The sequence below is a fragment of the Mesorhizobium sp. M7D.F.Ca.US.004.03.1.1 genome, from assembly GCF_003998635.1.
Taxonomy (GTDB): domain Bacteria; phylum Pseudomonadota; class Alphaproteobacteria; order Rhizobiales; family Rhizobiaceae; genus Mesorhizobium; species Mesorhizobium loti.
Window position 1 is genome coordinate 1 of record NZ_RZQG01000032.1, and the last position, 18,409, is coordinate 18,409.

Here is an 18,409-nt window from a genome sequence, read left to right on the forward strand (position 1 = left end):
CGTGCTCAACGGCATCGACCTGCAGGTCGGCTACACGATCTATTTCAACGTCTTCGAGATCGCGCTGATCACGCTTGCCGTCGGCATATTGATCGGCGCCGTCAACGGATTGCTGATCACCAGGCTGAACGTCGCGCCGTTCATCGCCACGCTCGGCGTGCTCTATGTCGCGCGTGGCCTGGCGCTGCTGTCGTCGGATGGCCGCACCTTCCCCAACCTCGTCGGCAAGCCGGAACTGGGCACCACCGGTTTCGGCTTCCTCGGCGCCGGCCGGCTGCTTGGCCTGCCGGTGGCGATCTGGATCCTGATCGTCGTTGCGCTGGGGGCCGCCTATCTGGCCAAGTACACGCCCCTCGGCCGCCACATCTTCGCCGTCGGCGGCAATGAACGGGCGTCGCGGATTTCGGGCGTCCGTGTCAACATGGTGAAGATGTTCGTCTATATGTTCTCCGGTTTCTGCGCGGCGATCGTCGGCCTGATCATCTCGTCCGAGCTGATGGCCTCGCATCCGGCAACGGGCGAGAGTTTCGAGCTGAACGCGATTGCGGCGGCGGTGCTCGGCGGCACCTCGATGTCGGGCGGCCGCGGCACGATCGGCGGCACCATCGTCGGCGCCTTCGTCATCGGCATTCTTTCGGACGGATTGGTGATGATGGGTGTGAGTTCGTTCTGGCAGATGGTGATCAAGGGCCTCGTCATCATCGTCGCCGTCGTCGTCGACCAGGCACAGCGCCGGCTGCAGAGCCGGGTCACGCTGATGCAGATGGCAAAGGCGGGCTGAGCATGGCGGAGTTGCGGGGAGCACTGATCGGCTGCGGCTTCTTTGCCGTCAACCAGATGCATGCCTGGCGCGACATAGCGGGCGCCGCGATCGCCGTCATCTGCGACCGTGATCCGGAACGGCTCAAGATCGTCGGCGACCAGTTCGGCATTGCGAAGCGCTATACCGATGCGGCGGAACTTTTTGCCGGCGAAAGCCTCGACTTCGTCGATATCGCCACCACCGCGCCGAGCCATCGCCCGCTTGTTGAAATGGCGGCCACCCATCGCGTTCCGGTGATCTGCCAAAAGCCGTTCGCGCCGACGCTTGCCGACGCCAAGGCGATGGTCAGGGCATGCGCGCAGGCCGGCGTGCCGCTGATGGTGCATGAGAATTTTCGCTGGCAGTCGCCGATCCAGGCGGTGCGCGCCGTGCTCGACAGCGGCGAGATCGGCACGCCTTTCTTCGGGCGCATCTCCTTCCGCTCCGCCTATGACGTGTTTTCCGGCCAGCCCTATCTGGCGACGGGAAAGCGCTTCATCATCGAGGACCTCGGCATCCATAGCCTCGACATCGCCCGCTTCCTGCTCGGCGACGTCTCGACCATCACAACGCGAACCGCCCGCGTAAATCCCGGTATCGCGGGCGAGGACGTCGCGACGATGCTGATGGATCACAACAGCGGTGCCACCTCGGTGGTCGACTGCAGTTACGCGACGAAGCTCGCCACGGAGCCGTTTCCCGAGACGCTGATCGAGATCGACGGCAGCGACGGCACGATCCGGCTGGCGCAGGGATACCGGCTGACCGTCACTGGCAAGAACGGCACGGCCGTTACCGACGTCTCGCCGCCGCTACTGCCTTGGGCGTCGCGGCCATGGCACAACATCCAGGAAAGCGTCGTCGCCATCCAGCAGCACTGGGTAGACTGCCTGGCAAAAGGCATCGAACCGGCGACCTCAGGCGCCGACAACCTCAAAACGTTCGCGCTGGTCGAGGCCGCCTATGCCGGTGCTGCGAGCCGCGAGCCGGTGCAACTCGACGCCTTGCTGACATGACGGCCGACGCCTTCCTCCTCTACGGCACGCGTACGGTCGAGGCCGAGCCGGTCAGGCTGCGCGCCGGCGCGCTCAGCGCCGACTTCGTCAACGGCAATCTGCGCACCATCCGCCATGGCGGCACCGAAGTGCTGCGCGCCATCGCCTATATCGTCCGCGACCGCGACTGGGGCACTTATGAGCCGGCGTTGACGGACCTTATCATCGACCAGGGTGCCAACGCTTTTTCAGTCAGCTATTCGGCAAGCTGTGTGGCCCTCGATGGAAGCCGGCTCGGCTTCCGCGCCACCATCAAAGGCTCCGCCGACGGCCGTCTGGTCTTCGACGTCAGCGCCCTCCCCGAAAGCGATTTCGAAACCAACCGCTGCGGCTTCTGCATCCTGCACCCGATCGCCAACCTCGCCGGCAGCCTGGTCACGGTCGAGCATACAGACGGCAACGTGGTGGCAACAAAGCTTCCCGAACTGATCGACCCCTGGCAGCCTTTCAAGGATATCCGCGCCATCACGCATCAGGTTCGACCTGGTGTCACCGCTGAATGCCGGATGGAAGGCGATACTTTCGAAATGGAGGACCAGCGCAACTGGTCGGACGCCTCCTACAAGACCTATGTGCGGCCGCTGGCGCTGCCATGGCCCTATGCGCTGCCGGCCGGCCTGCCCCTGCGCCAAACGATCAGCCTGCGCATCGCAGGTGAAGGCAAAGCACTGGCTGCCGCCGTGGCCAGCGAAGCGGTCCGCGTCGAGCTCGGCGAGGCCGGACCACGGCTGCCCGATGTCGGCGTGGTCATCTATCCCGAGGATGTCGAGACGGCACTGGCGAACCTTTCCACGTTGTCGACACTCGGCCCACAACAACTGCTGTTTCACTACGATCCGACGCGCGGCCACGGGCTCGATGCTTTGCGCGCTTTCGCCCGGCTCGCAAATGCCTACCCAGCTGAAACGTCCCTCGAATGCGTTGTTACCTGCGCTGGCGATCTTGACGCCGAATTGTCAGGCGTCGCCGGGCTCGTACGCGAGGCCGGGCTGAAACTCTCGGCTATTGCCGTGTCGCCCTCGGTCGACCGGCAGTCGACGCCGCCGGGCAGCGCGTGGCCGGACTGTCCGCCGCTCGACGACGTTTATGCGGCGGCGCGGCGCGCCTTCCCCGACATCCGCCTCGGTGGCGGCATGTTCAGCTATTTCACCGAACTCAACCGCAAGCGCGTGCCGGCAGACCGGCTCGATTTCGTCACCCATTGCACCTGTCCGATCGTGCATGCCGCCGACGATCTCAGCATCATGCAGTCGCTGGAGGCGCTGCCTTTCATCACCCAATCCGCACGGGCGATCTTCGGGGCGAAGCCATACCGGATCGGACCATCGACCATCGCCATGCGGCAGAACCCCTATGGCGGCGCGACCAAGCCCAATCCCGGAAGACAGCGCATCGCCATGGCCGACAGCGATCCTCGCCATACCGGCCTGTTCGCCGCGGCGTGGACGATCGGCTATGCCGCACGTGTCGCGCCTGCTGGACTGGAGATGCTGACGCTCTCCAGCTTCACCGGACCGTTCGGCGTGCTGGCGTCATCCGGAGAACCCGTCGCGGAACGATCACCCCGGCCGCTCTTCAGGGCTATCAAGGGGCTTTGCGAACTGGCCGGCCTTGCGCATTTGCCGGCAAGGACGAGCGATGAGACCAGAGTGCTGGCGCTGGCCGGACGCTCGGCCTCGGGCAAGACGGTCGTGTGGCTGGCGAACCTGACGGCTGACGACGTGCAGGTAGACATTTCAACGCTTGGCCCAGACCATCTCGTGATGACGCCTTATGCGATCACCCGGCTCGGCTGAAATTACTTTTCGGAGTTCATCACATAGAGCGCGCGCGAGCGCTCGAGGTGCTTGATCATCGCCTTTTCGGCGCCGTCCGCATCCATCTTCTCGATGCGGCCGATGATCTCTTCATGCTCGGTCAGCGTGAACTGTTCCTTGCCGGTCCAGATCAGCATTTCGGTGTGATACTCCTTCAGCCAGCCCAACATCGCCTCGCTGACGGCGACATAGATCGGGTTGCCGGAGATCGCGGCGATCTGGGTATGGAACTTCATGTCGGCGGAGATGAAGGCTTCGGAGTTGCCACGAAAGCCGCGCTGTTCTGCAACGGTGGCCCGCAGCCGCTGCACATCCTCGGCGGTGGCCTTTTCGGCGGCTTCCCTGACCATGCCGCGCTCGAAGAAGATGCGCGCGGTCTTCAGGTGCTCCAGCGTGTCTTTCGATGACGACAGGATGATCTTGGCGGCGCCATCGACCTGCTTGATGATCGACTTTGCCGTGAGCTGCAGCACCTTGGCGCGTTCGCCATGCGAGATCGCGACAAGGCCCATATTGCTCAGCGCCTGCATCGCCTCGCGGATCGCCGGTCGGCCGACCTCGAAGCGCTCCATCAACTCACGCTCCGACGGCATGTCGTCGCCCGGCATCAGCTCGCCGCTGGTGATCAGGCGCTTCAGTCGCAAGAAGACCTCGTCGGAAAGCTTGCGCCGGACAATCGGTTCCGAACGGTTCATCGTCGCGAATCACTCCCTTGACCCGGCCCTATCTAACACTGCCGCCACATTTCCTGGAAATTGCCATCTGACGACCTGCCTAAAACTTCCAGCCGGATATGCCTTGCAATACTTATGTACTCATTATACCAGATTTAAAACACCGTGAACCTTTTTCGAACGCCTCGGCCTGAGACAGCAGACCATGATCACCCTCACCTATCGCATCGAAACGCCTGGAAGCATCGAAGCGCTGGCGGCCAAGATCGCCAGCGACCAGTCGACCGGCACCTTCGTCGCGCTGCCCGGCGAGACCGAGGAGCTGAAGGCCCGGGTGGCGGCGCGCGTGCTGGCGATCCGGCACTTGCCCAATGCCGAGCGGCCGTCGCTTCCCGATGACGGTAGCGGGCCGTTCAAACGCGCCGACGTCGACATCGCCTTTCCGTTCGATGCCATCGGCACCGACCTTTCAGCGCTGATGACGATCGCCATTGGCGGCACCTATTCGATCAAGGGCCTCACCGGCATTCGCGTCGTCGACATGAAGCTGCCGGAGGATTTTCGCGGCGCGCATCCCGGCCCACAGTTCGGTGTCGCCGGCAGCCGCCGGCTGACCGGTGTGACGGGCCGCGCGATCATCGGCACGATCGTCAAGCCGGCGCTCGGGCTGCGGCCGCACGAGACGGCGGCAATGGTGGCGGAACTGATCGCCGCCGGCGTCGATTTCATCAAGGATGATGAAAAGCTGATGAGCCCCGCCTACTCGCCCCTGTCGGAACGGGTGAAGGCGATCATGCCGCTCATCCTCGATCATGAGCAGAAGACCGGCAAGAAGGTGATGTATGCCTTCGGCATCTCGCATGCCGACCCGGACGAGATGATGCGCAACCACGATCTGGTGGCGAAGGCCGGCGGCAACTGCGCGGTGGTGAACATCAATTCGATCGGTTTTGGCGGCATGACGTTCCTGAGAAAACGCTCCAGGCTGGTGCTACACGCCCATCGCAACGGCTGGGACATCCTCACTCGCCATCCGGGCCTCGGCATGGACTTCAAGGTCTGGCAACAATTCTGGCGGCTGCTCGGTGTCGACCAGTTCCAGATCAACGGCATCGCCTCAAAATACTGGGAGCCGGATGACTCTTTCGTCGAGTCGTTCAAGGCAGTGACGACACCGATCTTCTCGCCCGAGGACTGCGCCTTACCGGTGGCGGGCTCCGGCCAGTGGGGCGGCCAGGCGCCCGAGACATATGCGCGGACCGGACGCACGGTCGATCTTCTCTATCTCTGCGGCGGCGGCATCGTCAGCCACCCCGACGGACCGGGCGCCGGCGTGCGTGCCGTGCAGCAGGCCTGGCAAGCAGCCGTCGACGGCATTCCGCTGGCGGACTTCGCCTTGAGCCATCCCGAACTGGCACGGTCGATCGAAAAATTCGGCGACGGCAAGGCAGCCTGAGGCCATGCAGGACCTGCTTCTCAGCTATTATGGCGACGATCTGACCGGCTCGACCGATGTCATGGAGGCGCTAGAACTCGGCGGCGTGCCGACCGTGCTGTTCATGCGCCAGCCGGACGCGGCCTTGCTGTCGCGATTCGCGCATTGCCAGGTGATCGGACTGGCCGGCACCAGCCGCAGCGAGACGCCGCAGTGGATGGACACGCATCTGCGCGAAGCCTTCGCCTGGCTGAAGACGCTGAAAGCCGCGATCTGCCACTACAAGGTCTGCTCGACTTTCGATTCCAGCCCGACGATCGGCAGCATCGGCCGAGCGATCGAGATCGGCCGCGCGGTGTTCGCGCAGGACAGCGTGCCGCTGCTGGTCGGTGCGCCACAGCTCAAGCGCTACACCGCCTTCGGCCATCTGTTCGCCGCCTATCGCGACCAATATTTCCGCATCGACCGTCACCCGGTGATGAGCCGCCATCCGACGACGCCGATGGATGAATCCGATCTGCTGATCCATCTGTCGCGGCAGACGGCGCTGAGCTCCGGGCTGGTCGACCTCGCAACGCTGCAGTCCGCGTCGCGGTCGGTGGCCTTCGACCGCCTGACCGGAAACGGCACCGCCATCGTGCTTGTCGATGTCGACAATCTGGAAACGCAGGCCCTGGCCGGCAAGGAGCTGTGGCGCGTTCGCAAGCCGGGCGGTTCTTTTGTCGTCGGCTCGTCCGGGGTCGAGTATGCGTTGCTGGCCGAATGGGCGTCGAATGGTATCGTCAGCGCGGGGCAAGGCTTCACGCCGCCGGGCACAGCCGAGCGGATAGCCGTCGTGTCGGGCAGCTGCTCGCCGACCACCGAACGGCAGATCCGGCATGCCCTGACCGACGGCTTCGACGGCATCGAGGTTGACCCTGTCGAGCTGGTTTCGCAGGCGTCGGAGAAGGCGATCGCACGCGCAACGGCAAGCGGCCGTGCCAGTCTGCAAGCCGGGCGCAGCGTCATCCTCTACACCGCGCTTGGCCCCACTGCCGACAGGGGCGCCGAAATCGACCGACAAGAAGGCGCCCGCCACGAGCTTGGCCGCGGCCTCGGAGAAATCCTTCGCAGCCTGACGATCGAACAGAGCCTGCGGCGCGTGGTCATTGCCGGCGGCGACACGTCGAGCCACGCACTCGGCGGGATGGGTGTCGATGCCCTGACAATTCGCATGCCGCTGCCCGCTTCGCCGGGGTCCCCGCTTTGCGTTGCCCATTCACGCGTCAAGGCGATCGACGGACTGGAGGTTGCGCTCAAGGGCGGCCAGGTCGGAACCGATCGCTATTTCTCAGCCATTCGCGACGGCCTCGGCGATTGAAACGGCCGACGCTGCGTCCAGGTGCCGGCCTCTAGGCACGAAATGCTCCTTGCCGGGTGGAAATCCCGGTAACACCCGGTAGTATCTGCGAAAATGCCGAAATCGGGAGGATGCGGGTGCAGACCAAGAAGATCATCAACGACGGCAACCGAGCCGTCGACGAGATGCTGGAAGGCATTCTCGCCGCGCATCCCCGCCATCTCAAAAGCGTGGACGGCAGTCCACGCTCCATCATCGCCCGCGACGGACCGCGCCAGGGCAAGGTGGGCCTCGTCATTGGCGGCGGCTCGGGTCATGAGCCGAGCTTTCTCGGCTTCGTCGGCAAGGGGCTGGCCGACGCGGCGGCCATCGGCAATGTCTTCGCCTCGCCGCCGCCTGATCCGATCCTCGAATGCGCCAAGGCAGTCAGCGGCGGCGCCGGCGTGCTGTTCATGTACGGCAACTATGCCGGCGACGTGATGAATTTCGACATGGCCGCCGAGATGGCTGCCATGGACGACATCGAGGTGCGCACGGTGCTGAGCACCGACGACGTCGCCTCGGCACCACGTGACCAGCGGCACAAAAGGCGCGGCGTCGCCGGCAATTTCTTCATCTTCAAGGCGGCAGGCGCCGCCTGCGACAAGATGCTGTCCTTCGACGAATGCGAGCGCATCGCCGGCAAGGCCAACGACCACACTTTCACCATGGGCGTGGCGCTGTCGCCTTGCTCGCTGCCACAGACCCGCCGGCCGAATTTCGAGATCGGCCCGGACGAGATGGAGATCGGCATGGGTATCCACGGCGAGCCCGGCATCGCGCGCGAAAAGTTGAAAACAGCCGACGAGATCACCGACGATATGCTGGACAGGATCCTCAGCGAGATGGCGCCGACGCGCGGCGACAAGGTCGCGGTGCTCGTCAACTCGCTCGGCTCGACGCCGCTGATGGAACTCTACATCATGAACCGGCGTGTGAAGCAGAGGCTCGATGAGATCGGTGTGTCCATTCACGCAAGCTGGGTCGGCAACTACTGCACCTCGCTGGAAATGGCTGGGGCTTCGATCACGCTGCATCGGCTGGACGGCGAGTTGCAGACGATGCTGGACCACCCTTGCGACTGCGCCATGTTTCGCGCCGGCTGAACCTGCTCCTCGTCAAGGACAAAGATATGACGACAATCGACACCGCCCGCCTTGTTGCGATGTTCGCAACGATCGCAACCGCCATGTCAGCCGACAGAGACCGGCTGTGCGCGCTTGACGGGGTTATCGGCGATGCCGACCACGGCATTGCGATGGAGCTTGGATTTTCCGCGGCGCGCGATGCGGTTGCCGCACTGGACACCGGAGCGACCGATCCGACCACTTTGCTCAACACGGCGGCAAAGTCGTTCCTGAATGCCGTCGGCGCCTCCTCGGGTCCGCTCTATGCCACTGCTTTCATGCGCGGCGCGGCAGCCGTCAAGGGCAAGACAACGCTTGATGACGCGGACGTGGTCGCCCTGTTCCAGGCCATGGCGAAGGGCATTCAGGATCGCGGCAAGGCCGAGCCAGGCGAGAAAACCATGATCGATGCATGGGCGCCGGCAGCGCAAGCGGCGGGCAAAGCGCTGGCCTCCGGCAAGAGTCTTGCGGGCAGTCTCGAGGCTGCGGCGCAGGCGGCAAAAGCAGGCGCGGAAGCGACCAAGGCGATGGTCGCCACCAAGGGCCGGGCCTCCCGCCTCGGCGAACGCTCGCTTGGCCATATGGACCCGGGCGCCGCTTCGGCCGTGACCGTGATCGAGGCGATACGGGTCACCTTGACCGACTGATCAGCAGCGGACCGCCGCGTCTTTCAGCGCTTGGCGTCGAGCTTGTCGACGGCCTGCACGTTTGCGGCAGACGGGCCGTTCGGATCGAACTCCGAGGCCAGCCACGCGTCGGCGATCGACTTCGCCAGTTCGGGACCGATGACGCGGGCGCCCATGGTGATGATCTGGGCGTTGTTGGACTTAGCGGCGCGCTCAGCCGAATAGGTATCGTGGGTCAATGCAGCACGAATGCCCGGCACCTTATTGGCGGAGATGCTGACGCCGATGCCGGTGCCGCAAAACAGGATGGCCCGGTCGTAGTTGCCGTCCAGAATTTCGTGACCCACCTTGGCGGCGATATCGGCGTAGAATCCGGCCTGGCTCAGGTCGACGACCTGCAAATCGGGCTTTGTGGCGAGATGCTTGGCGATAACGTCGAGCAGCGGCTTGCCGGCGCTGTCGGCTCCGAGTGCGATCTTCATGACGATAAACTCCTTTGCTTCGTAACGGTCAGCGCGCGATGGCGGCCGACGCCTTTTTCAGAATGTCGATATAGCCTTCCGCTTGCCACGCCGAGCGGCCGATGAACAGGCCGTCGATATGCGGCTGGCCGATCAGCTCTGCCGCATTGCGGGGATTGACGCTGCCGCCGTAAAGCACAGGCGGGGCAACCGGCAGCCGGTCGGCGGCAACCTGCTTGATCAGCGCCTGCTGCTTGTCGGCATAGTCGGCGCTGGCCGGGATGCCCTTCTCGCCAATCGCCCAGACCGGCTCGTAGGCAAAGAGGATTTCTGCCTTCAGTTGATCGCCGCTCAGCTCTTGCAGCGCGCCGAGAACCTGTGCCGTCAACACCGCATCGGCGCGGCCGGATTCACGCTCAGCCAGCGTCTCGCCGACGCAGATCAGCGGCACGAAACCGTGCCTGACTGCGGCCGCCGTCTTCAGCCCGACAGTCGCATCCGTCTCACCGAAATGCTCGCGGCGCTCGCTATGGCCGAGTTCGATCACATCCAGCCCGCAGTCTTTCAACATCACTGGTGAAACCTCGCCCGTCCAGGCGCCGGCGTCGGTCCAATGCATGTTCTGGGCGCCGACCTTTACGCGGGTGTTGGCCAGCGCCCCCTTGACCTGGCGCACGGCGGTGAAGGGCGGGATGACGAAAGGCTGTATCGCCTGATCGAAACCCGGCACGAAGGTCGCCAGCGCATCGGCGAACTGCAGCGCCTCCGCCAGCGTCTTGTTCATCTTCCAGCTCGTGCCGACCCAATATGGGGCCATTCTTCTTCTCCTTCGATACTTTTTGCGGGCCGACATCGGCGCCGGCTTTCGGGCGACGTGTTCGCTCAGGCCCGAGGCTTGAGACTGTCGCGACCACTGTCGACGTAAGGCGCCCAGAAATCCACCGACTCGCGGATCATCTCGATAACCTGATGATCGACTGGTTCCCTCTCCCTGAAGGAAAGTTCAAGGCAAATTTCATTGTCGGTTCCGCCGCCTTGCCGAACCGCATCCAGCAGCTTCTGCGGAAGTATGCGGCCGTCCTTGTTGTAGGCGGCCGTGAACGGCCAGTGCCCGCCCTTGTTCATGGAAGACTGTTTGATGTGGATGATCGGCGATTGCAATGGAAACGCCTTCGCCCAGGCATAGGGATCGGTGTCGGCGGGATCGGCCGAGGTCACGTCGCCATGGTCGATATCCACCATCGTCTTCATCGGTATGGGCAGCTTCGCCGCGTCGATGGCGCCTTGCAGCGTGACGCAGCTTTCGATCGTGTGGCCGAACTCACGGCCGACCGACATCGGCTCCCAGAACAGGTATGTCAGACCGGCTGCCTTGGCGTGCTCGGCCACTTCGCGCCAGCATTCGAGCGCGATGTCGAGCAGTGCCGCCCGCCGTTGCGGATCGTCAAAGTCCTTATAGGTGAAGATCGCGAACTGCGTGCCCATGCCTGACGCGCCGAGCTCGGCGGAAATATCGGCGAAGGTCTTGAACCAGTCGACATAATAGCGCCGGACATCCGCATCCGGGTGGCCGAAATGGTTGAGCCGGCCATAGGGTCCGGTCATGCCGGAAGTGATCCTGACACCGGTCCGCGAAAGCGCGCTGTTGAACAGGCGCAGGAATTTGACAATCGTCGCCGCCGGCCAGCCCGGATTGACGAATTCATGCGTCAGCTGCACGTCGCGGATGCCGATGCCGTAGGCGATCGCGTCGATCAAATCGTCTGGATCGGCGAAGCGGTTGACCAGTGGATTGGTGTTGAGGGAAAGCGTGAAGGCCATCAGTCTGCCGCCGCCATTATGTTACCGAACCAGTCTTCGAATGCTTTCCGCTCGGCTGCATCGATATGCAGGCCATGTTTGGTGCGGCGTTCCAGGATATCGGCTGATGTGCCGGCCCATTCGGTCTCGGCCAGGAACCTTGCCTCCCGTTCATACAGATCGGGCCCGAAGCGGCGGCCGAGGTCCGCTTCGCCATGCGCGCCGGCGAGCAATTTTCTGGCGCGGGTGCCGTAGCTTCGGGCGTAGTGCTTCACCAGCGAGGGGCTGAGCCACGAAAACTCGGCATGCAAGTCGCTCAGGAACTGCTCGAAGTCCGCATTGGGAAGGTCGCCTCCCGGCAAGGGAATTTTGGCCGTCCAGGCTTTCTTCATCGTCGGAAAGAACGGCTGGATCTTTTCCAGCGCATGTTCGGACAGCTTGCGGAAGGTGGTGATCTTGCCGCCGAATACCGAAAGCAGCGGTGCGTTGCCATTGGAGGCGTCGAGTTCGAAAATATAGTCGCGCGTCACCGCGCTTGGATTGTCGGCATTGTCGTCATAGAGCGGACGCACGCCGGAGAAACTGTAGACCACGTCCCGTGGTGTCATCTGTCGCTTGAAATAGCGATTGACCACCTTGATCAGATAGTCGACTTCGCTTGCCTCGGCGGCCACTTCTTCGGGCCTGCCTTCATAGGGAATATCGGTCGTACCGATCAGCGCCAGATCGTTCTCATAGGGATTGACGAAGATCACCCGCTTGTCGTTGTTCTGAATGAGATAGGCCTGCCGCCCCTCCCAGAATTTGGGCACGACGATATGGCTGCCTTTCACCAGACGAACATTGCGGGTGGAATTCTGCCCGGCGACGCGGCTGACAATGTCGTTGACCCAAGGGCCTGCCGCGTTGATCAGCGCCCGCGCGCGGACTTTCGTGACGGCGCCCGTGCGGCCGTCCTGCATGTCGATCGACCACAGTCCGTCTTCGCGGCGCGCCGCGACACAAGCCGTGCGCGTGAGTACCCTTGCGCCGCGCTGCCTGGCGTCCAGCGCGTTGAGCAGCACCAGGCGCGCATCGTCGACCCAGCAGTCGGAGTATTCGAAACCGCGCCTGAATTCATCCTTGATGGGAGCGCCTTCCGGCGCCGTCCTCAGATCAAGCGTTCTTGTCCCCGGCAAGCGTTTGCGACCGCCAAGGTGGTCGTAGAGAAACAGCCCGAGCCGGACCAGCCATGCCGGCCTGTCCTGCGGGCTGTGCGGCAGAACGAAGCGCATCGGCCAGATGATGTGCGGCGCCGCCTCGAGCAGCACCTCGCGTTCGATCAGCGCTTCGCGAACCAGCCGGAATTCATAATATTCGAGGTAGCGCAGGCCGCCATGCACCAGCTTGCCGGAGCGCGAGCTGGTGCCTTGGGCGAGATCGTCCTTTTCGCACAGGATGACCGACAGCCCGCGCCCTGCCGCGTCACGCGCTATGCCGGCCCCATTGACGCCGCCGCCGATCACGAAGAGATCGACGACATCTGTTGTATTGCTCAAGATCTTGCTCCTGTGCGGTGCGCCATGCCCTTCCACACCGGTCGAAGCGCCCGGTGCGCCGAAACGAAGGAAGGGAAGAGCGCATCGTAGGTTTGCGACAGCGCCTCGTCATAGGCATCGCAGTCGCCGAGAAGCGGCGTCACCCACTCGGCGGCGCAGTCCTCCATGGAGCCATAGACCCCGAGGCCGACCGCGGCCATCATCGCGGCGCCTGCAGCGCCGGCTTCCTGACGGCTGCTCGTTCGCACCTGCGCCCGGGTCGCCGCCGCGATGATGCGGCGTAGCGACGGGCTGCGCGCGGCGCCGCCCGACAGGCGAATCTCGCTCGGCACGGCGCCCATCGCCTGGTAGCAATCGCGTGCGGCGAAGGCCAACCCTTCGAGGACAGCGCGTGCCAGATCGCCAAAGCCATGCTTGACCGAAAGGCCGATGAAACCCGCGCGTGCGTTAGGGTCGACGAACGGTCCTCTTTCGCCGGCCAGCGATATGTAGGGCTGGTAAATCAGCGATCCCGGCTCCGATGCCTCCACCCAGACATCGAGTGCTTTCAGTAACTCGTCGTGGGAAGGTTTGCCGCCAGCCGTGGCGAGCACGTCGCGCGCAAGGCCAAGCAGCCAGTCGATGTTGAGCGTCGCCGCCATGTTGGACTGCAATTGCGCATAGCCGCCCGGAACAGGCATGGCGATCGTGTAACCGGAGCCATCGCCGTTCAGCACGACATCGTCGGGAGTGGCGGCGAAGCGCGTATGTATGCCGGTCGAGCCGATGACGGTGCAGCCGACATTGCCTGAGGGATCATAGAGGCCGGCTCCGAGAGCCGTCATGACCATATCGACGTAACCCAGCACCACCGGCGTGCCTTCGAGCAGGCCAGTCTCTGCCGCCGCCGATCGCGACAGCGGATGATGGTCGGTGGTGCCTTCGAGCATGGGAGGCAACAGGCGGCGATGCGTCGTCAGATCCAGGATGTCGAGGGCTTCGTCGGAATAGGTACGCGAGCGAAAATCGCCGAAGGTGAAGGTTCCTTCGGACGGATCCGTGGCGCGTTCGCCTGTCATCTTGAAGTAGAGCCAATCCTTGCAATGCAGGGCGGTCGCCGCCCGCCCCAGCAGGTCCGGATTGTTCTTTTTCATGAAGGCAAGCTGGGCACCCTGCTGACAGGAATTTAGCCCCGTGCCGGTCAGCTCGAACCGCCTGCGATCCCGGGGATCGGCGCGCATCTCGTCCACCAAATGTCCGGCGCGAGCGTCGAGCCATAGCCAGGCGCGCGAGACAGGCGAGCCGTCGCCGTCGATCAGCCAGGTTCCGTCGCCCTGCCCGGTGATGGCAACCGCCGCGGTTCGTTGCGCGAGGTTAGGGATCTTGGCCGTGAGATCGCGAACGGTCTGCGCCATATCGCGCCATGTCTGATCGAGGTCCTGCTCGGCGCCGCCACCTTCCAGCGTGACGAAGCTGTTGGGTACCGACGTCATGGCGAGCTGCCGCCCGGACAAATCGAAAGCGACCGATTTGATCACCGACGTTCCCGCGTCGATGCCGATCAGCAGGTCTTTCATGACGCAAATTCCGGTTGATTATGAAGGCAGTTCAAGAGGCCAGTCTTTGTCATCTCGTAGAAGAGGCAGGGAGTGTCCGCAAGGACACCCCCTGTGCAGGTTTTCATTCCGACAGCACGAAGGGTGCGGTGTACTTGTCGACATTGTCCTTGGTGATGAGAAGGCAATCGAACAGCTGCTTCTCGGTCGCCGCACCGGTGGCACCCGTCTTGATGAACGAGTCCGCCTGCTGCACGGCCTTGGCCGAGAAGATGGCGACCGGCTGAAGCACGGTGTACTGCAGTTCGCCGGACTTGATCGCCGCAACCGCGTCCGGGGAACCGTCGAAGCCGCCGACCTTGATGCCAGCCAGCTTGCCGGCTTCCTTCAGTGCCGCAACCGCGCCGAGAGCCATTTCGTCATTGCCGCTGATCACGGCGATGATGTCGGGATTGGCCTGCAGCATGCTCTGCATCTTGTCGTGGCCCTGGGTGCGATCCCAGTTGGCGACCTGCGAAGCGGCCTTTTCGAGATCCGGATACTGGCTCAGCACAGTCGCGTAACCGTTCGAGCGCGTGGCCGCATTGTTGTCCGACGGGGCGCCGAGCAGTTCGACATATTTGCCCTTTTCACCGACAGCCTGCACCCACTGCTGGGCACCGAGAGCAGCACCCTGCGCGTTGTTGGAGACGAGCTGTCCCTTGGCGAGGCCTTCCTGGTTGATCTCGGCATTGACGAGGAATACCGGGATGTTGGCGGCAATCGCCTTCTTCACCGCGCCGACAGAGCCGTCGGCGTTGGCCGGATCGAGGATGATCGCCACCGACTTGTTGGTGATGGCGGTGTCGATCAGGTTGCTTTCCGTGTTCGTATCGCCCTTGTGGGCGCCGACATTGGCCGTGTAGCCAAGTTTCTCGGCCTCGGCCTTGGCGACGTTGCCCTCGGTCAGCCAGTAAGGGTTGGCCGGATCGTTGACGATGATCGAGATCAGGCCCGCGGCCGACGCGGCGGCCGTAAACCCGACGACCATTGCGGCGGCAAGCAGACTTTTCAGCATGGTTCTCATGTACATTCCTCCAATGATTACGCGGTGTTGCTGCCAGTTCACCTGGCAGTCTTCCCTTGGGCAGGATTGGCCACTTCGGCCTTCCCCCGTTTCTGAGAAGTCGGTTGGCCACCTGTCGCGCTTGGGAGCTTGCTGCGGCGGCGATACTGAACGGCATTGAGCAGCACGGCGAGCACGATGACGGCGCCGGTGAACACTGTCTGCCAGTAGGATGAGATGCCGATGATCACCAGACCGTCGGACAGGAAGCCGATGACGAAGGCCCCGAGCAGGGTTCCGCGGATGTTGCCGCGGCCGCCGGTCAGCGCCGCGCCGCCGATGACGACGGCCGCGATGGCCGTCAGTTCGTAGGTGGTGCCAGCGGTCGGCCCCGCCGACGTCAGCTGCGAGGACAGGATCAGGCCGGCAATGGCGGCACAGATGCCTGAAAGCACATAGACGGAAATCTGCACCGTCTTGACCGGGACGCCGGACAGTTCGGCCGCGCGCTCATTGCCGCCCGAGGCGTAGAGCCAGCGCCCGAAAGCGGTGCGGTTCAGGACGATGCTGCCGATGAGCGCGATGACCACGAGAACCACGACACCGGTCGGCACGCCAAACAGGCGGTTGAAGCCAAGCGCATCGAAGCCGGTGTTTCCAAGCTCTGGTTTGCCGCCGAGATTGTTGTAGGTCAGACCGCTGGTCATAAGCAGCGCCAGGCCGCGCGCCATGTACATGACGCCGAGCGTGGCGACGAAGGCCGGAACCTTGAAGCGCGCGATCAGCACGCCGTTGATCAGCCCGACGACGGCGCCGAGCATGCAGGCCAGCACCGCAACCACCCAGACCGGCGGATAGAGGACGACGCCCAGCCAATTCAGCGTCACGCCTTGCATCAGGAAGCCGGCAACGACACCGGCCAAGCCCAGTGTCGACCCCACCGACAGATCAATGCCGCCATTGAGGATGACGAGCAGCATGCCGACGGCGAGGATTCCGAAGATGGCGACATGCGAGGCCATGGTCAGGAAATTCGCCACCGAGAGGTAGTAGGGCGACAGGATCGAAAAGACGACGATGATGACGATCAGGGCAAAGAAAGCGCGACCCTCGAGCAGCAGCTTGGCGAGGTCGAAGCCTTCGCCGCCCGCGCTTGGACTGGACTGTTTTCTGGCCTGGCTGACGTCGGTCATGGGTCTGGGCTCCGAAATTCTGGTGATCAGGCGACCACGGCTTCGCCGGAGGCGGCCATGATCTGCTCTTTGGTGGCGTTGGCGCCGAATTCGGCTGAAATCCTGCCGCGCCGCATGACGACGATGCGGTGGGCAATGCTGAGGCACTCGTTGACCTCAGAGGTCGAGAAGACGACCGCAAGGCCCTGCGCGGCGCGTTCGCTCAGCAAGCGAAAGACTTCGGCCTTGGCGCCGACATCGATGCCGCGGCTCGGCTCGTCGAGGAGGATAACTTTTGGGTTGGTCGTCAGCATCTTGCCGATGACGACCTTCTGCTGATTGCCGCCCGACAGCGATCCGATCATGGCGTTGCCGCCGGCGGTCTTGATGGTCACCTTGCGGATCGAATCCTCGACCAGCCCACGCTCCCTGGAGCGGGACAGAAACAGCCCCTTGGCGAACGCTTCGATGCTGGCAAGCGAGAGATTGCGGCCGACGGTCATCGTTTGAACCAGCCCGTCGCGCTGGCGATCCTCGGGGACGAGCACAAGACCTCTGGAGATGCGCTGGGCGATGTTCAGTCCCGAAACGTCCTCGCCTTCCAGAAGCGCGCGGCCGCCCGCCATCGGCACCCGTCCGGCGACGGCTTCCAGTAGTTCCGTGCGCCCGGCGCCCATCAGCCCATAGATGCAGACGATCTCGCCTGCCCGGACATCCAGCGACAGGTGGTCGACGACGGAATAGCCTGAGCCCGAAGTGTCGACGACGCTGACATCCTCGATCGACAAGGCGACCTCGCCGAACTCATGACCGGTCGGCGGTGAGCCGAGGTCGAAGTTCTCACCGACCATGTTGCGCACGATCCACTCGAGGTCGATGTCCCTGGCTTCGGCCGTTGCCGTAATCGCGCCGTCGCGCAGGACAACCGCGTAGTCGGTGATCTGCAGCGCCTCTTCGAGGTGATGTGAAATGTAGACGATGGAGACGCCGCGGCTGGTCAAATCGCGGATCACCTGGAACAGCACCTCCACCTCTGTCGCGCTGAGCGCCGAGGTCGGTTCGTCCATGATCAGGATGCGGGAATCGACCGACAGCGCCCGGGCGATCTCGACGATCTGCTGTTGCCCCAGGCGCAAATCCTCGACCAGGGTCATCGGGTCGATGTCCTCTTCGAGATCAGCCATCAGCGCGCGCGCCTGGCGCTGCTCCTCGGCGAAGTCGAGGCCGGTCCTGGTGCGCAGTTCGCGGCCCATGAAGATGTTGTCGCGAACGCTGAGGTTCGGCGCCAGGCTGAGTTCCTGGTGGATGATCGAGATGCCGCGATCGCGCGCGTCCGAGGATGAGGAAAAACTGACGAGGTTGCCGTCGAGCACGATGTCGCCGGATGTCGGCGTGACCACGCCGGACAGGATCTTCATCAGCGTCGACTTGCCGGCGCCATTCTCTCCAAACAGCGTGGTGACCTTGCCGCGATGGATGTCGAAATTGACGCCCTTGAGCGCATGGACGCCGCCATACGACATGACGATGTTGCGCGCCGAAAGCACGGCGTCGCCATTCACAGATCCGGTGTCGGCAGCCGGTTTCATTTGACTTCCAAGCTCACGGGAGTGACGAGCCAACTCTTCGGGTTGACCAGCTTGAACGCGCCGACCACCGATATGGTCTTGCCGGTCAAGGCGTTAGTGTCGAGCTTTGCCAGGACTTCCTTCTTCATCTCGTTGTTCAGCGCCGAACCGGCATCCTGGTATTCGATCTGGTTGGTGAACTGGCCGAATGTAATCTTGCCGGTGGCGTCGCGCAGTTCCGTTCCGTTGATCGCCGGCCCGGTCTGCACGCGGATCATCAACGTATCCGGCACGCCGTCGACGGCGACCTTGTAGATGCCCGATTTTCCTTCGCCGACGACTCCGCTGAACTTGACCGAGATGACCGGTCCGACAC

General features: G+C 63.6%; 17 protein-coding genes. 7 read left to right on the forward strand and 10 right to left on the reverse strand.

Going from position 1 to position 18,409, the window contains the following annotated elements; genetic code table 11:
• The 3 genes from EN935_RS03910 to EN935_RS03920 all read left to right on the forward strand — a co-directional run.
• Positions 1 to 781 (forward strand): ABC transporter permease (locus tag EN935_RS03910; RefSeq protein ID WP_164771013.1); only part of this gene is annotated, 781 nt, incomplete at its 5' end.
• Between the two features lie 2 nt (positions 782 to 783).
• Positions 784 to 1,818 (forward strand): Gfo/Idh/MocA family oxidoreductase, encoded by a 1,035-nt coding sequence (locus tag EN935_RS03915; RefSeq protein ID WP_127262648.1) that lies wholly within the window; start codon positions 784 to 786, stop codon positions 1,816 to 1,818.
• Positions 1,815 to 3,653 carry a hypothetical protein gene (locus EN935_RS03920; RefSeq protein ID WP_127262647.1) on the forward strand — a complete coding sequence of 613 codons (1,839 nt, stop codon included), beginning with the start codon at positions 1,815 to 1,817 and terminating at the stop codon, positions 3,651 to 3,653. The genes EN935_RS03915 and EN935_RS03920 overlap by 4 nt, the downstream gene beginning before the upstream one ends.
• 2 nt (positions 3,654 to 3,655) lie before the next feature.
• On the opposite strand, the gene EN935_RS03925 is transcribed toward EN935_RS03920, so the two are convergent.
• The gene (locus EN935_RS03925) at positions 3,656 to 4,369 is read right to left on the reverse strand and encodes a transcriptional regulator NanR (protein ID WP_109661653.1); all 714 of its coding nucleotides are present in this window, start codon (positions 4,367 to 4,369) and stop codon (positions 3,656 to 3,658) included.
• 184 nt (positions 4,370 to 4,553) lie between these two features.
• Here EN935_RS03925 and oiaX point away from each other — a divergent pair, with 184 nt between their 5' ends.
• The 4 genes from oiaX to dhaL all read left to right on the forward strand — a co-directional run bounded on the left by oiaX (position 4,554) and on the right by dhaL (position 8,935).
• Positions 4,554 to 5,804 (forward strand): 3-oxo-isoapionate-4-phosphate decarboxylase OiaX, encoded by a 1,251-nt coding sequence (gene oiaX, locus EN935_RS03930; RefSeq protein WP_127262646.1) that lies wholly within the window; start codon positions 4,554 to 4,556, stop codon positions 5,802 to 5,804.
• Positions 5,805 to 5,808: 4 nt separating this feature from the next.
• Positions 5,809 to 7,143 (forward strand): four-carbon acid sugar kinase family protein, encoded by a 1,335-nt coding sequence (locus EN935_RS03935; protein WP_127262645.1) that lies wholly within the window; start codon positions 5,809 to 5,811, stop codon positions 7,141 to 7,143.
• A 110-nt stretch (positions 7,144 to 7,253) separates the two neighbouring features.
• Positions 7,254 to 8,267 carry a dihydroxyacetone kinase subunit DhaK gene (locus EN935_RS03940; RefSeq protein ID WP_206532347.1) on the forward strand — a complete coding sequence of 338 codons (1,014 nt, stop codon included), beginning with the start codon at positions 7,254 to 7,256 and terminating at the stop codon, positions 8,265 to 8,267.
• A gap of 26 nt (positions 8,268 to 8,293) precedes the next feature.
• The gene (gene dhaL, locus EN935_RS03945) at positions 8,294 to 8,935 is read left to right on the forward strand and encodes a dihydroxyacetone kinase subunit DhaL (RefSeq protein ID WP_127262643.1); all 642 of its coding nucleotides are present in this window, start codon (positions 8,294 to 8,296) and stop codon (positions 8,933 to 8,935) included.
• Between the two features lie 23 nt (positions 8,936 to 8,958).
• Here dhaL and EN935_RS03950 read toward each other — a convergent pair whose 3' ends face one another.
• The 9 genes from EN935_RS03950 to EN935_RS03990 all read right to left on the reverse strand — a co-directional run.
• Positions 8,959 to 9,396, reverse strand: coding sequence for an RpiB/LacA/LacB family sugar-phosphate isomerase (locus EN935_RS03950; protein ID WP_127262642.1), 438 nt, complete (start codon positions 9,394 to 9,396; stop codon positions 8,959 to 8,961).
• Between the two features lie 28 nt (positions 9,397 to 9,424).
• Complete coding sequence (locus EN935_RS03955) at positions 9,425 to 10,192, reverse strand: triose-phosphate isomerase (protein ID WP_127262641.1); 768 nt, start codon at positions 10,190 to 10,192, stop codon at positions 9,425 to 9,427.
• Positions 10,193 to 10,257: 65 nt separating this feature from the next.
• Positions 10,258 to 11,196 carry a TIM barrel protein gene (locus EN935_RS03960; protein WP_127262640.1) on the reverse strand — a complete coding sequence of 313 codons (939 nt, stop codon included), beginning with the start codon at positions 11,194 to 11,196 and terminating at the stop codon, positions 10,258 to 10,260.
• Positions 11,196 to 12,713 carry a glycerol-3-phosphate dehydrogenase gene (locus EN935_RS03965; RefSeq protein WP_109661637.1) on the reverse strand — a complete coding sequence of 506 codons (1,518 nt, stop codon included), beginning with the start codon at positions 12,711 to 12,713 and terminating at the stop codon, positions 11,196 to 11,198. Before EN935_RS03965 ends, EN935_RS03960 begins: the two co-directional genes overlap by 1 nt.
• Positions 12,710 to 14,269, reverse strand: a complete 1,560-nt coding sequence (locus EN935_RS03970; RefSeq protein ID WP_127262639.1) for an FGGY-family carbohydrate kinase — start codon at positions 14,267 to 14,269, stop codon at positions 12,710 to 12,712. Before EN935_RS03970 ends, EN935_RS03965 begins: the two co-directional genes overlap by 4 nt.
• Before the next feature lie 103 nt (positions 14,270 to 14,372).
• Positions 14,373 to 15,320 carry a D-ribose ABC transporter substrate-binding protein gene (locus tag EN935_RS03975; RefSeq protein WP_164548630.1) on the reverse strand — a complete coding sequence of 316 codons (948 nt, stop codon included), beginning with the start codon at positions 15,318 to 15,320 and terminating at the stop codon, positions 14,373 to 14,375.
• 32 nt (positions 15,321 to 15,352) lie between these two features.
• Complete coding sequence (locus EN935_RS03980) at positions 15,353 to 16,486, reverse strand: ABC transporter permease (protein WP_127262638.1); 1,134 nt, start codon at positions 16,484 to 16,486, stop codon at positions 15,353 to 15,355.
• A gap of 26 nt (positions 16,487 to 16,512) precedes the next feature.
• Complete coding sequence (locus EN935_RS03985; protein WP_127262637.1) at positions 16,513 to 18,054, reverse strand: sugar ABC transporter ATP-binding protein; 1,542 nt, start codon at positions 18,052 to 18,054, stop codon at positions 16,513 to 16,515.
• The coding region (locus tag EN935_RS03990) for a DUF2291 family protein (RefSeq protein ID WP_127373178.1) at positions 18,051 to 18,409 on the reverse strand (359 nt) is incomplete at its 5' end. The genes EN935_RS03990 and EN935_RS03985, both read right to left, overlap by 4 nt.